This window comes from Streptomyces flavotricini (assembly GCF_020639365.1).
GTDB lineage: Bacteria > Actinomycetota > Actinomycetes > Streptomycetales > Streptomycetaceae > Streptomyces > Streptomyces flavotricini.
Genome location: NZ_JAINUL010000001.1, coordinates 7,587,770 through 7,600,398 on the forward strand (window position 1 = coordinate 7,587,770; position 12,629 = coordinate 7,600,398).

At 73.4% G+C, this 12,629-nt stretch carries 13 protein-coding genes; 9 read left to right on the plus strand and 4 right to left on the minus strand.

Going from position 1 to position 12,629, the window contains the following annotated elements:
• The first annotated feature begins 43 nt into the window (after positions 1 to 43).
• Positions 44 to 766, plus strand: a complete 723-nt coding sequence (locus K7B10_RS34735) for an ABC transporter ATP-binding protein (RefSeq protein ID WP_229342813.1) — start codon at positions 44 to 46, stop codon at positions 764 to 766.
• A gap of 11 nt (positions 767 to 777) precedes the next feature.
• On the opposite strand, the gene K7B10_RS34740 is transcribed toward K7B10_RS34735, so the two are convergent.
• Together K7B10_RS34740 and K7B10_RS34745 are read right to left on the minus strand one after the other, a co-directional pair.
• Positions 778 to 2,379 carry an amino acid adenylation domain-containing protein gene (locus K7B10_RS34740; protein WP_229342814.1) on the minus strand — a complete coding sequence of 534 codons (1,602 nt, stop codon included), beginning with the start codon at positions 2,377 to 2,379 and terminating at the stop codon, positions 778 to 780.
• The gene (locus K7B10_RS34745; protein WP_229342815.1) at positions 2,376 to 3,260 is read right to left on the minus strand and encodes a LysR family transcriptional regulator; all 885 of its coding nucleotides are present in this window, start codon (positions 3,258 to 3,260) and stop codon (positions 2,376 to 2,378) included. The genes K7B10_RS34740 and K7B10_RS34745 overlap by 4 nt, the downstream gene beginning before the upstream one ends.
• 71 nt (positions 3,261 to 3,331) lie before the next feature.
• On the opposite strand from K7B10_RS34745, the gene K7B10_RS34750 reads away from it, so the two are divergent.
• On the plus strand, positions 3,332 to 4,174 hold the full coding sequence (locus K7B10_RS34750) for an NAD-dependent epimerase/dehydratase family protein (RefSeq protein WP_229342816.1): 843 nt from the start codon (positions 3,332 to 3,334) through the stop codon (positions 4,172 to 4,174).
• A 13-nt stretch (positions 4,175 to 4,187) separates the two neighbouring features.
• Here K7B10_RS34750 and K7B10_RS34755 read toward each other — a convergent pair whose 3' ends face one another.
• Entirely contained in the window at positions 4,188 to 4,934 is a 747-nt protein-coding gene (locus K7B10_RS34755) for a GntR family transcriptional regulator (RefSeq protein ID WP_229342817.1), read from the minus strand.
• A 257-nt stretch (positions 4,935 to 5,191) separates the two neighbouring features.
• On the opposite strand from K7B10_RS34755, the gene K7B10_RS34760 reads away from it, so the two are divergent.
• From K7B10_RS34760 to K7B10_RS41030, 5 genes are read left to right on the plus strand one after another with little or no spacing between them, the layout of a single operon-like run.
• Complete coding sequence (locus K7B10_RS34760; RefSeq protein ID WP_372481504.1) at positions 5,192 to 6,355, plus strand: ABC transporter substrate-binding protein; 1,164 nt, start codon at positions 5,192 to 5,194, stop codon at positions 6,353 to 6,355.
• A complete protein-coding gene (locus K7B10_RS34765) occupies positions 6,355 to 7,266 on the plus strand; it encodes an ABC transporter permease (protein WP_229342818.1) in 912 nt (303 codons plus the stop codon). Before K7B10_RS34760 ends, K7B10_RS34765 begins: the two co-directional genes overlap by 1 nt.
• Positions 7,263 to 8,213 carry an ABC transporter permease gene (locus K7B10_RS34770; protein WP_372481572.1) on the plus strand — a complete coding sequence of 317 codons (951 nt, stop codon included), beginning with the start codon at positions 7,263 to 7,265 and terminating at the stop codon, positions 8,211 to 8,213. Before K7B10_RS34765 ends, K7B10_RS34770 begins: the two co-directional genes overlap by 4 nt.
• 5 nt (positions 8,214 to 8,218) lie before the next feature.
• Positions 8,219 to 9,319, plus strand: a complete 1,101-nt coding sequence (locus K7B10_RS34775) for an ABC transporter ATP-binding protein (protein WP_229342820.1) — start codon at positions 8,219 to 8,221, stop codon at positions 9,317 to 9,319.
• Positions 9,316 to 10,116, plus strand: a complete 801-nt coding sequence (locus tag K7B10_RS41030; RefSeq protein WP_267501533.1) for an HAD family hydrolase — start codon at positions 9,316 to 9,318, stop codon at positions 10,114 to 10,116. The genes K7B10_RS34775 and K7B10_RS41030 overlap by 4 nt, the downstream gene beginning before the upstream one ends.
• Here K7B10_RS41030 and K7B10_RS34785 read toward each other — a convergent pair.
• Positions 10,074 to 10,556, minus strand: a complete 483-nt coding sequence (locus K7B10_RS34785; protein ID WP_229342821.1) for a hypothetical protein — start codon at positions 10,554 to 10,556, stop codon at positions 10,074 to 10,076. The genes K7B10_RS41030 and K7B10_RS34785 overlap by 43 nt on opposite strands.
• 117 nt (positions 10,557 to 10,673) lie before the next feature.
• Here K7B10_RS34785 and K7B10_RS34790 point away from each other — a divergent pair, with 117 nt between their 5' ends.
• Positions 10,674 to 11,744 (plus strand): DUF2330 domain-containing protein, encoded by a 1,071-nt coding sequence (locus K7B10_RS34790; protein ID WP_229342822.1) that lies wholly within the window; start codon positions 10,674 to 10,676, stop codon positions 11,742 to 11,744.
• A 118-nt stretch (positions 11,745 to 11,862) separates the two neighbouring features.
• The gene (locus tag K7B10_RS34795) at positions 11,863 to 12,606 is read left to right on the plus strand and encodes a class I SAM-dependent methyltransferase (protein ID WP_229345645.1); all 744 of its coding nucleotides are present in this window, start codon (positions 11,863 to 11,865) and stop codon (positions 12,604 to 12,606) included.
• Positions 12,607 to 12,629 lie beyond the last annotated feature (23 nt).

A 12,629-nucleotide genomic window follows, 5' to 3' on the forward strand; every position in this document is an offset into this window, starting at 1 on the left:
CCGTCGCGGCGATCGTCGGCAGATTCCAGGGGGAGTCCACACCATGACGGAGAACCAGGTCGACACGGCGCAGCCGCCCATGGTCGTGGCGCACGGCCTCCAGCGCAGTTTCGGCAGCGGCGAGCGCGAGGTGCACGCCCTGCGCGGGGTGTCGTTCGAGGTCGAACGCGGCCGGCTCACCGCCCTCAAGGGCCGCTCCGGCTCCGGCAAGACGACCTTGCTGAACCTGGTCGGCGGCCTCGACACCCCGACCGGCGGCAGCGTCGTGCTCGACGGCACCGATCTCGCCGGACTGGACGAGGAAGGCCTGCTCGCGCTGCGCCGCGACCGGATCGGCTTCGTGTTCCAGTCCTTCGGGCTGATCCCCGTCCTGACCGCGGTCGAGAACGTCGGCGTCCCGATGCGGATGCGGAAGATCCCGGCGAAGCAGCGCGAGGAACGCGCCCGTACCCTGCTCGCGCTGGTCGGCCTCGCCGACCACGCCGAGCAGCGGCCCGGCGAGCTCTCCGGCGGCCAGCAGCAGCGGGTCGCCGTGGCCCGCGCCCTGGCCAACGAGCCGGCCCTGATCGTCGCCGACGAGCCCACCGGGCAGCTCGACTCCGAGACGGGCCGCTCGATCATGCAGCTGCTGCGCGCGGTGGTCCGCAGCGAGGGAGTGACCGCCCTGGTGGCCACCCACGACCCGGCGCTGATCGAACTCGCGGACCGCGTGGTGGAACTGCGCGACGGCCGCATCGTCGACACTTCGGGCACCTCGGACGTCTGACCGGGCCCCGGTCACGGACCGCCCGTGAGCAGCCCCGCCATCACGCCGACCGGCAGCGCGGGGTTGGCGGCCGCCGCCCGTGCCACCTCGTGATCGTCATCCGTGAGCAGGCCGACGAGGACCTCCGGTGCCATCGCCGGGTGCAGGGCGGCGAGCGGGCGGGCCCTGCGGTCGTCGAGGCAGGCGAGCAGCGCCGCGGCCGTCGCGTGCGGGTGGACGGCGATCGCGCGGAACGCGCGCCGCACCGGCGGATCGTGGCGGGCCAGCTCCTCCAGAAGGGCCGGCGGCGCGTCCGGGTTGGTCGCCACCCGCGCGAGGACCCGTACGCCGTGCCGCGCGACCATGGCGCGCAACAGCGCGTCGGGCAGACCCGGATGCGGGGCGACGGCGTTGACCACCGAAGCGTCCGGGTCGGCGGCCAGGGCGTCGCGCAACTCCGGTGCAAGATCACGGCGTTCGGCCACGAGCCGGCGTACGCGCGCGTCGGCCGACGCGGCCGCGTCCGCGAGCTCGGCGGGCGATGCGGACGCGATCCGCGGGAGCAGGACCGGACCGAGCCGCGTCACCGCGGCCAGGTGCGCGAGTACGTCGAGGGGCACCCGCGGGTTGCGTGCCAGATCGGCCGCGGTCCCGTCCGCGCCCCCGGCCGCGAGGGCGCGGATCAGGGGCTCGCCGATCGCCGGATTCCCGGCCACCTCCGAGCGCACCGCCGGTACCGGGTCCGCGGCGAGCCGCGCGTACAACTCCTGCGAGAGATCAACTCGTTCGGCCAGCGCCCAGCGGATCAGCATGGACGGATGGCCGGCGAGGGAGGCCGCGGCCGCCACCGGCGTGGCCGGGTTCCGGGCGGCCTGCTGCAGGATCTCGTGCAGGGTGGACTCGTGCCCGCCCGCGCACGCCGCGCCGCCGCGCAGGTCGCAGTCCGTCAGGGAGCAGTACGGATCGTGGGTGAAGGGGATCTCCTCGTGCTCGCAGACCAGGCAGGAAACCGCCGGAGCGATCCCCTCGCCGGTGATCAGCGCGGCGAGCGCGGTGGGCGGGGTCGCCTCGTTGGAGGCGGCCCCCCTGCGGACCTCGGCATGTGGATGCGCGGCGAGGCGGGCGGCGACGGACGGCTCGGTGGTCCACAGCGCCAGCTCGGCGACCACCTCGACGTCCGGATCGGCGGCGAGCCGTTCCACCACGTCGAGCGGCAGGCCGGGGCCGGAGGCCAGCCGCCGGCGGATCGCCCGATCCGGACGGGCCGCCAGCAGGCGGGCCCAGGCGGGCGGTCCGAGCCCCTCGCCCAGCAGGGCGAGGGCCACCGCGGGCCGGGCCGCCGGGTCCACCTCGGCGGCGTCGAGCAGGCCCGCGTAGGCGAGTTGCAGCGCGGCTCCCTCGTCGCACGCGGCGAGCGCGGCCCTCCGGGCGGGCCCGAGATCGGTGCGTTCGCTCAGGGCCGGCCCGAGCTCCTCGTCGTCCTCGTCCTCGTCCGGGCCCGTGGCCGGGGCGGCGCCCTGCTGAGAGGACGCGCGCGCGAGCGGCCCGTCCGCCAGCCGGCCGATCAGCCGGTCGAGCAGCTCGTCGGGCAGGGCCGGGTTGGCGGCGAGCCCCCGGAGCAGGTGCGCGCTCACCGTTCCACCGCCCCTGCCAGCGCCGACGCCAGAGCCCGCGCGTACGGGTGCGGGCGGCGCCGGCGGGGGGTGACCACCCCGATGTGGCGGGCGGGGCGCGGGTGGCCGATCCGCACCAGGGCCACGGCAGCGTCCGGGGCCAGGGACACCTGCGGGATCAGCGCGACCCCGACGCCCGCCGCGACCAGGGTCTGCGCGAAGAAGTAGTCGGTGGTGGAGGCGGCCACCCGCAGGTCGAAGCTCGCGCGCTCCGCGTACCGGCGCAGATGGGCCTCCGTCTTGAGGCAGCCCGACACCCAGCGTTCGGCGGCCAGTTCCGCCAGGTCGAGCGAGTCCCGGCCGGCGAGCCGGTGTTCGCGCGGCAGGGCCAGCCACAGCGGATCGTCCATCAGCGGCGTCCAGTCGAGCCCGGCCCGCAGGGGCAGCGGTCCGTCGAAGTGGTAGGCCAGTGCGAGGTCGGCGGAGCCCGTGCGCACCATCGGGACCGCCGTCTCCGGCTCGGCCTCCCGTACGGTCAGCTCCACATCGGGGTGGACGGCCACGAACCGGGCCAGCGCCGCGGGCAGCAGCCGGCGGCCGCCGCTGGTGAACGTGGCCACCGTCAGCCGGGGCCGGTCCGCCGTCAGCCGGTCGATCTCGTGGCGGACCTGATCCAGCTCGGCGGAGATCGTCTCCGCGGCCTCCACCAGCAGCCGCCCCGGCTCGGTCAGGGTGACCCCGCGCGTGCTGCGCACCGCCACCGGGTGGCCCAGGCTCCGCTCCAGCGAGGCGATGTGCTGCGACACGGCGGAGGGGGTCAGCAGCAGGGCGGCGGCCGCCCTGTTGAAGCTGCCGTGCTCGGCGACGGCCCGCAGGATGCGCAGCCGCTGCACGTCGATCATCAGTTTTCCTTCATACCGGTACAGCAGGTGATCGGTTCTGCTGGGGACGATACAGCGGCACAGTCGAGCCCATGCAGAAGATTCTCGTCATCGGCGGAAGCCGGTACTTCGGAAAGCACCTGGTCACCCTCCTGCGCGATGCGGGCGACGAGGTCACCGTCCTCAACCGCGGCTCCGCGGCCCCGCCGCCCGGCGTCGGCCACCTCGTCGCCGACCGCGACGACGAAGGGAGGCTGCGCGCCGTCCTGGGCGGCCGCACCTTCGACACCGTCGTCGACCAGGTCTGCTACACGCCTCGGCAGGCCGCCGTCGCCCGCCGGGTGTTCGCCGGCCGGACGGCGCGGTACGTGATGACCTCGACGATGGAGGTCTACGACCCGGCGCCGCCCACGCCCGAGGCCCGGGCCTACGCCGAGGGCAAGCGGCAGGCGGAGGCCGTCCTGCGCGAGCCGGGGCAGGGCGGCGGCCCGTTCGCCTTCGCCGCCGTACGGACCGCGCACGTACTCGGCGGCGGCCGCGAGGAGTTCACCGGACGCCTCGCGCACTACGTCGGGCGGATCGCCGCCGGAACCCCGGTGGACGTCCACGAAGCCCCGTACGCCACCTCGTTCATCCACCACCACGAGATCGCCCGGTTCCTGCAGTGGACGGCCGGGCAGTCCTTCACCGGCGCGGTCGACGCCGCCTCGCACGGGGCGCTCGACGCCCTGGACCTGTGCGCGCTCGTCGCCGGGCGGGTCGGCCGCCCCGCGGTCCTGCGGACCGTCGAACCCGGCGCCACCGCCTCGCCGTTCTCCTTCGACCGTGACTACGCCCTCGACAACGGCCGGGCGGAAGACCTCGGTTACCGCTTCCGCCGGGTCGCGGACTGGCTGCCGGGAGCGATCGACGAAGAGGCCGGAGCCTCCCTCTGATCGCTCGGACCCCTCATCCCTCGCCCGTACGGCGCTCCAGGGGAGTGGTTACCGCCGAGTTGCTCACACTGAACGTGACGCTGCCTGCGCGGTAGCGGTCGTCGGTCCACTCGATCGGGCGACCGGTGGCGGTGGCCGAGACGTGTCGCTGGCGCAGCAGCGGGCTCCCGCGCCGGATCTCCAGCAGCCGTGCGTCCTCGCTGCCCGCCCCGAGCGCGTCGATGAGGTGCTCGCCGTAGTGGGCGACGATCCCGGATTCGTTCGCGAGGCTGTCCATCACCGAGCGGACGTCGTCGGGCAGGGCCTCGACCGCGGCCGCGACCCAGTCGGCGTACGCGGTCCGCTCCACCATGGTGGGTTCCCCGTCGAGCAGCCGCAGCCGGACCACGGCCAGGATCCCGGTGTCCGGCGCGAGCGCGAGCCGCTCCGCCTCCTCGGCGGTGGCCGGCCGGCGGACCCGGGAGAGGAAGCGGCTGGTGACCTCCTGACCGAGCCCCTCGGCCCACTGGGCGAAGCTGTTCAGTTCGCCGAAACTGTGCCGCCGCTCGTGGCGCAGGACGATCCTGCGGGCACCCTGTCTTGAGCCGATCAGCCCCTCCGCGGCGAGCGTGGCGACGGCCTGCCGGACGGTTCCGCGCGAGGCGGACCAGCGGGTGGCCAGATCGCTCTCCGAGGGCAGCTGGGCGCCCACCGCGTACTCGCCGGCGAGGATCGCCGCGCGCAGCGCGTCGGCGATCTCCAGATACCGGATCGTGCCCATGCCGTACTCCGCCCCCACGCTGTCGAACGGGTGTCACCTGACGCGGTCGACCGTAACCCGACGCGTCCGCCGACCAGGGTGTTGAAGATCATTACACCCTCTCTGTCACGGCTTCTTTCGGTCAATCTCGTCTCTTCCTCGACTCGTGCCCCGCGGTCCAGCCCCCGTTCATCTCCCGTATAGCGGGGCCCGGCGAACTGGAGCCAACTTGTTCAGACAAGTCGACCCCCGTCAGGAACCCGTCTCCGGGAGAGACCGTGCTCAGTTCCTCCGCTCGCCGTGGTGCAGCCGTACTGCTCAGCGCCGCCGTCCTCACCACGCTCAGCGCGTGTGGCGCCGCTCCGGACAAGGCCACCGGTGCCGCCGGCGACGGCAAGTCCAAGGTCCAGCCGGGCGCCGCCGCCTCGGCGGCCGACTTCGGCGGCCTGGACGCCCTCGTCGCGGCCGCCCAGAAGGAAGGCCAGCTCAACGTCATCGCGCTGCCGCCGGACTGGGCGAACTACGGCGAGATCATCAAGGCCTTCGAAGCCAAGTACAAGATCAAGGTCAACAGCGAGAACCCGGACGCCTCCAGCGCCGACGAGATCGCCGCCGTCAAGTCCCGCAAGGGCCAGAAGCGCGCCCCCGACGTCATGGACCTGGGCATCGCCTTCGCGCGCAGCGGCGCCGACGAGAACCTCTTCGCCCCGTACAAGGTCACCGCCTGGGACAAGATCCCGGCCGGCCAGAAGGACGCCGACGGCCGCTGGTACAACGACTACGGCGGCTACGTCTCCATCGGCTGCGACGCGGCCAAGATCCCGAACTGCCCGACGACCTTCGCGGACCTGCTGAAGCCCGAGTACAAGGGCAAGGTCGCCCTCAACGGCAACCCGACCAAGTCCGGCTCCGCCTTCGGCGGCGTCTACGCGGCCGCCCTCGCCAACAAGGGCTCCTTCGCCGACATCCAGCCCGGCATCGACTTCTTCGGTCAGCTGCGCAAGAGCGGCAACTTCATCCCGGTCGAGTCCACCCCGGCCACCGTCGAGAAGGGCGAGACGCCCATCTCCATCGACTGGGACTACCTGAACGCCGGCTACGCCGAGCAGTTCAAGGGCAAGGGCGTCGACTGGAAGGTCGCCGTCCCCACCGACGGCGTCTACGCCCAGTACTACTCGCAGGCCGTCAACAAGGAGGCCCCGAACCCGGCGGCCGCCCGCCTGTGGATGGAGTTCCTGTACAGCGCCGAGGGCCAGAACCTGTACCTCAAGGGCCACGCCCGCGCGGTCCTGCTCCCGGTCCTGACCCAGGACGGCACCGTCGACAAGGACGCCGCCGCCAAGCTCCCGCAGATCCAGGGCACCCCTGCCTTCCCCGCCTCCGCGGAGCTGGACAAGGCCAAGGCCACCCTCGCCGAGAAGTGGGACAAGGCCCTCTCCTGATGTCCCCCTCCACCCCCGCCTCCCACCCGGAGGGGACCGCCGGCGGCAGCACCACCAGCCGCCGCCGGCGGCGCGGCCCGCGCACCTGGCTGGCCGCCCTCCCGCTCCTCGCCTTCACCGGGCTCTGCTTCGGCATCCCGCTCGGCGCCATCGCGTTCGGCGCGGTCACCCGCACCGACCCCTCGTCCGGCGCCACCCGGCTGACCGGCGAGCACCTCTCGCGCTCGCTCCAGGGCCCGTACCTCGACTCGCTGATCGGCAGCGTGCAGCTCTCCGCCCTCACCGCCCTGATCGGCGGCGTGCTCGGGGTCCTGATCGCGCAGGCCGTGGTCACCTCCCGGTCGCAGGCGCTGCGCAGCGCCGCGCTGACCGCGTCCGGAGTCCTCGCCAACTTCGGCGGCGTGCCGCTCGCGTTCGCGTTCATCGCCACCGTCGGCATCTCCGGAGTCGTCACCCAGCTCGCCGACCTCACCGGATTCGGCTGGAACCTGTACTCCTTCACCGGCCTGACCGTGGTCTACCTGTACTTCCTGATCCCGCTCATGGTGCTCGTGATCGCCCCGGCGCTCGACGGACTGCGCCCGCAGTGGCGCGAAGCCGCCCAGAACAACGGGGCCACGGGACGGCAGTTCTGGCGCCACGTCGGACTGCCGGTGCTCGCGCCCTCCCTGCTCGGCGGGTTCGTGCTCCTCTTCGGCACCGCCTTCGCCGCGCACGCCACGGCCGCGGCCCTGGTCGGCGGCTCCGTACCGCTGGTCACGCTCAAGATCGCCGACGCGCTGTCCGGCAACGTGCTGACCGGACAGGAGAACGTGGCCCTCGCCCTCGGCCTCGACATGATCCTGATCGCCGGCCTCGTCATGGCGGTCTACCTGCCCCTCCAGCGACGGAGCGCCCGATGGCTGCGATGACCCCGACGCCCGCGCCGACCGCCTCCGACGCCGCGGACACCGCCCCCGGCTCCGGGGCGGCGCCGGCCGGCGCCACGGCGCGGACCAGGGCCCCGCGCCGCCGCCCCCGTCCCCGCGTCTGGCGCGGAGCCGTACTCCTGCTGGCGGGCGCGTACTTCCTCGTCCCGCTCCTGGCCTCCTTCGTGTTCACCGTGCACGTGCCCGGCCAGGGCATCGACTTCGAGGCGTACACCGAGCTGCTCGCCGCCGACGGGTTCACCGAGAGCATGCTGCTCTCCCTCGGGCTCGCCGCCGCCACCATCGCCACGTCGCTGCTGCTCGCGGTGCCCGCGCTGGTCGCCGTACGCCTCGGCTCGCCGCGGCTGCGCCCGGTCGTGGAGGTGATGTGCATGCTGCCGCTGGTGGTACCGCCCATCGCGCTGGTCACCGGTATCACCACCGTGCTGCGCTGGGGCCCCGAGCACCTGTCGCGGACCCCGCTCTACCAGACCTTCCTGGCCGTGCAGGACGAGCGGTTCCCCGTCGTCCTGGTCCTCGCGTACACCGTGCTGGCGCTGCCCTTCGTCTACCGCTCGCTCGACGCCGGCCTGCGCGCCGTCGACGTGCCGACGCTGGTCGAGGCCGCCCGCAGCTGCGGCGCGAGCTGGCCGTACGTGGTCCTGCGCGTGCTGCTGCCCAACCTGCGGGCCTCGCTCGCCGGAGCGGCCTTCCTCACCCTGGCGCTGGTCCTCGGCGAGTTCACCATCGCCTCCCTGCTGGGCTTCAGGCCCTTCGCCGTGTGGATCGTCACCATCTCCGGAGCACACGCCCGGATGTCGGTCGCCGTCTCCATCCTCAGCCTGCTCATCACCTGGCTGCTGCTGCTCCTCCTCTCACGGGCCGGGACCAACCCCGCCACGGTGTCCTCCGCCCCCCGTACGTCCCCCACCTCCCGCAAGGAGTCCTGACCTCCATGTCCACCACCCTTCCCGCGGCCGGGAAGTCCGAGCGGTCCGCGGACCCCGCGCCGGGCGCACGCGTCGAATTCCGCGGCCTGCGGCGGGCGTTCGGCTCCACCGTCGCCCTCGACGGGCTCGACCTGACCATCGAGCCGGGCGAACTCGTCGCCCTGCTCGGCCCGTCGGGCTGCGGAAAGACCACCGCACTGCGGGTGGTCGCGGGCTTCGAGCAGCCCGACTCCGGTGAAGTCCTGGTCGACGGACAGGACATCACCCGCGTACCGGCCAACCGCCGCGACGCCGGGATGGTCTTCCAGTCGTACAGCCTCTTCCCGAACCTCAGCGCACGCGACAACGTGGCCTTCGGCCTGCGGGTGCGCAAGGTCGGCTCGGCCGAGCGCCGCGAGCGCGCCGCCGAACTCCTCGACCTGGTCGGCCTGCCCGACCACGGGGACCGCTACCCGCACCAGATGTCGGGCGGCCAGCAGCAGCGCGTGGCCCTCGCCCGCGCCCTGGCCCTGCGCCCCCGCGTCCTGCTGCTCGACGAGCCGCTCTCCGCGCTCGACGCCAAGGTACGGGCCAACCTGCGCGACGAGATCCGCCGGCTCCAGCTCTCCCTCGGCATCACCACCGTGTTCGTCACGCACGACCAGGAGGAGGCGCTGTCGATGGCCGACCGGGTCGCCGTCCTGAACGCCGGCCGCCTGGAGCAGTGCGCGGCCCCCGCCGAGCTGTACGAGCGCCCCGCGACGCCGTTCGTCGCCGAGTTCGTCGGCACCATGAACCGGCTGCCCGGACGGCTGACCGACTCCGGCCAGGTGGAGGTGGCCGGCGCCCGGCTGCCCGTCGACGGCCCGGTCCCGACGGCGACGCGGGAGGTGGAGGTGCTGGTCCGGCCCGAGAACGTCACCGCGACCGCCGACCCCCAGGGCACGGCCACCGTGGTCTCCGCTTCCTTCTTCGGCGCCGTGACCCGGCTCCACCTCGATCTGCCCGGCGGCACCTCCGTCAAGGCGGACCTGCCCTCGCGGGACGCGGGAGAGCTGGCGCCGGGCGCGCGGGCCGCCGTGGGCCTGGCCGAACGCCCGGTGCTCGTCGTGGCCCGGTCCGCATGAGCGGCCTCGCCGCCGTCCTGTTCGACATGGACGGCACCCTGGTCGACACCGAGGTGCTGTGGTGGCGGTCCACCGAGCGCGTCGCACAGGGCCTCGGCCACGCACTCACCGACGCCGACGCCCCCGAGGTCGTCGGGCGCGCCGTCGAGGACACCGCCGCACACCTCGTACGGGTCTCCGGAGGGGGAGACCCGTACGAGGTGGCGCGGGCCCTGACCGCGGACTTCTTCGACCGGGTCGAGGCCGGGGCGCCGATGCGCCCCGGCGCCCAGCGGCTGCTGACCGCGCTCGAAGCGCAGGGCGTGCCCTTCGCCCTGGTCAGTGCCTCGCCGCGGCTGGTCGTCGACTCGGTCGTCGGTGGTTCGCTGGCCCATGTCCCGTTCGCGTTCACCCTGTCCGCCGACGACACGGACCGGACGAAGCCGCACCCGGATCCCTACCGGAGCGCCGCCGAGCGGTTCGGCGCCGACGTACGGGACTGCGTGGCGGTGGAGGACTCGCCGGACGGCGCGGCCTCCGCGGAAGCCGCCGGATGCGGAGTGCTGGTGGTGCCGTCGCTGCTGGAGGTGCCGGCCTCGCCCGTACGCACCTTCGCGCGGTCCCTTGAGGAGGTCACCCCGGAGCTGCTGCGCGGCTGCCTCGGCGCCGTCACGGGTGTTCCGCGGCAGGACCGGCAGGACCGGCAGGACCGGCAGGACCGGCAGGACCGGCAGGACCGGCAGGACCGGCAGGACCGGTTTGACCGGTCGGACCGTCAGGAGACCAGGCCGAGCAACTCCACCACGCCGTCCACGTAGGCGGCCGTCGGGGAGCCCGGAGCGGCGGCCGCCGCGTGGCGCAGCGAGGGCAGACCGGCGCGGACGAACGCCGCGCACTGCCCGTACAGCCCGGCCTCGTGCGAGGACCCGTCGTCCTCGGTGCCGAGCAGGGACAGCAGGGTCCACAGCAGCGCCTCGCGGGTGGCCAGCCGCGGGGGGCCCGCCGACCAGACGGCCATCAGCACCCCGCACACCGCGGGCGCGGGCGGGTGCAGGCGGCCGGACAGGAAGGCGTGCCCCTCCAGGGCGCGGAAGGCGGCCGGATGTCCCTCGGCCGCCGCCCACAGGGTGTCCACGAGATGCCCCGCGCCCCGGCCGCAGCCGCAGGTGACGCCCTCCCAGTCGTGCCGGCCGATCTCCGCCCCCACCGCGTCGGGCACCAGGGGGCTGCTGCGCGGCGTGTTGTCCGTCCCTCTCATGCGAGCAGTATGGGGATAGGGAACCGGCCTGACCAGGGGGTTCCGCGAGTCGGAACAGCCCTGTGACCGCCCGGCCGGAACCGGATCACAGGGGCCTTCGTCTGAGAGCCCGTGTGGATGAAACGAAGAATCGCCGCCCTGCTGCTGGTCCTGCTCGCGACGCAGCTGGGATCCCTGATCAGCCCGGCGTACGCGTGCGGCTGCGGGGCGATGATCCCCGAGGGCTACGCCCGGATCGGCGTCGAACGCGAGACCTCCGTCGTGCGCTTCGACGGCCGTACGGAACAGATCGTGATGCGGTTCGTCGTCCGCGGGGACGCTCCGCGGGCGGCCTGGATCATGCCGGTGCCGGGGCGCGCCACGGTGGAGCTGGGCGACGGTGAGATGTTCCGGCAGCTGACCTGGCTGACCCGGCCCGAGTTCAAGACCCGCGGCTACTTCTGGCCGCGCGACCGGGACTGGCCGTTCTCCTCCACGACGGGCGACTCCGTGGGAGCCGCGCTGCCCGGCTCGGGGGATCCCGCGGTCGGCGTCGTGGGCCGCGAGCGGCTCGGCGACTTCGACGTGGCGCGCCTGACCGCGACCGACCCCGACGCCCTGCGCACGTGGCTGGAGGCCAACGGCTTCAAGCTGCCCGACGGGCTCTCCGCCGAGCTGAAGCCGTACGTGGACCAGAAGTGGGAGTACGTCGCCGTACGCCTCGCCCCCCGCGAGGCGGGCAAGCCACTGAAGGGCACCCTCGACCCGCTGAAGATCCGCTTCGACAGCGACCGGCTGGTCTACCCGATGCGGCTGTCCCGGCTGGCCAAGACCCCGCAGTCGCTGGGCCTGTACATCCTGGCCGACCACCGGATGGAGCCCGCCTCCGCGATCGGCGGTGCCAAGCCGAAGGTCACCTTCGCCGGCACGGTCACCCCGCAGGACGGCCTCGCCGCGCTCACCGGCGGCAAGCCGGCGTTCCTGACGGCGATCGACCAGGAGTTCCCGGAGCCGGCCCGCATCGACGGCGACCACGAACTGCGCGCCACCGCCGCCGATACCCCCTACCGCAAGGTGATCTACCACGGAGAACTGCTCACCGTCGGCGGGGTCCCGGCCTGGCTGCTGACGGTGGCGGGCGTACTCGCCGCCCTCGTGGCGGCCGTGTTCACCCTCCGCCGCCGCAAGTCCCGTACCGACAGCGTCTGAAGTCCGCCCGTCGGGGAGCCGGGACGGCTTCCGGATCTTTGTGCGTTCTGCCCGTACGGGGGTCCGCCGGGCTTCGGTGAGACTGCCGCCCATGACGAACCACGGGGAGAGCGGAACGATGGGCGGACAGCAGTACGACGGCATCGGTGAGGCGTTCGAGGGGTTCAAGTCCCTCCCGATGATGCGGTACGGGGAGGTGCCGAGCTTCCTGGGCCTGGTCGGGGACGTGAGCGGCAAGTCGGTCCTCGACGTGGCGTGCGGCACCGGCTTCTACAGCAGGGAGTTCAAGCGGCGCGGAGCCGCTGACGTCTTCGGCGTCGACATCTCCGTCGAGATGATCGCCGCCGCGCGGGACATCGAAGCACGCGGCCCGCTGGGCGTGCGCTACGAGGTCGGCGACGTGGCCGAACTGCCGTCCCTCGAAAAGCGCTTCGACGTCGCGGTGGGCGTGCAGTGCCTCAACTACGCCGAAGACATAGCGACGATGGAGCGGATGTGCCGCAACATCCACCGGAGCCTGGTGCCGGGCGGGGAGTTCTTCGTCCTCTCGCAGAACCCCGACTACCGGTTCGACTGCCCGTCCCTGGAGGCGTACGGCTTCCGCTGCGAGCCGACCGGCGAGGAGATCGAGACGGGCCCGCGCGTACGGGTCACGGCCCTCCTCGACCCGCAGCCGATCAGCATCGTCTCCACGGCCCCGCGCCGCGAGGTGTACGAGGCATGTCTGCGGGCGGCCGGATTCGCCGAGCCGACCTGGGTCCCGCTGGAGGTGTCCGAAGCGGGCATCCGCGCCTTCGGCAAGGAATTCTGGGCGGACCTCCTCGCGTACCCGCCACTGGAAATGCTGCGCTGCCGGGCCTGACCGTGCCACACGCCGGGTGCGGC

Excerpts from the sequence above, each read along its gene's own strand:
- K7B10_RS34755 (WP_229342817.1), bottom strand. The coding sequence starts at position 4,934 with ATGGGCACGATCCGGTATCTGGAGATCGCCGACGCGCTGCGCGCGGCG.
- K7B10_RS34785 (WP_229342821.1), bottom strand. The coding sequence starts at position 10,556 with ATGAGAGGGACGGACAACACGCCGCGCAGCAGCCCCCTGGTGCCCGAC.
- K7B10_RS34770 (WP_372481572.1), top strand. The coding sequence starts at position 7,263 with ATGACCCCGACGCCCGCGCCGACCGCCTCCGACGCCGCGGACACCGCC.
- K7B10_RS34750 (WP_229342816.1), top strand. The coding sequence starts at position 3,332 with ATGCAGAAGATTCTCGTCATCGGCGGAAGCCGGTACTTCGGAAAGCAC.
- K7B10_RS34775 (WP_229342820.1), top strand. The coding sequence starts at position 8,219 with ATGTCCACCACCCTTCCCGCGGCCGGGAAGTCCGAGCGGTCCGCGGAC.
- K7B10_RS34795 (WP_229345645.1), top strand. The coding sequence starts at position 11,863 with ATGGGCGGACAGCAGTACGACGGCATCGGTGAGGCGTTCGAGGGGTTC.
- K7B10_RS34765 (WP_229342818.1), top strand. The coding sequence starts at position 6,355 with ATGTCCCCCTCCACCCCCGCCTCCCACCCGGAGGGGACCGCCGGCGGC.
- K7B10_RS34790 (WP_229342822.1), top strand. The coding sequence starts at position 10,674 with ATGAAACGAAGAATCGCCGCCCTGCTGCTGGTCCTGCTCGCGACGCAG.
- K7B10_RS34735 (WP_229342813.1), top strand. The coding sequence starts at position 44 with ATGACGGAGAACCAGGTCGACACGGCGCAGCCGCCCATGGTCGTGGCG.
- K7B10_RS41030 (WP_267501533.1), top strand. The coding sequence starts at position 9,316 with ATGAGCGGCCTCGCCGCCGTCCTGTTCGACATGGACGGCACCCTGGTC.
- K7B10_RS34745 (WP_229342815.1), bottom strand. The coding sequence starts at position 3,260 with ATGATCGACGTGCAGCGGCTGCGCATCCTGCGGGCCGTCGCCGAGCAC.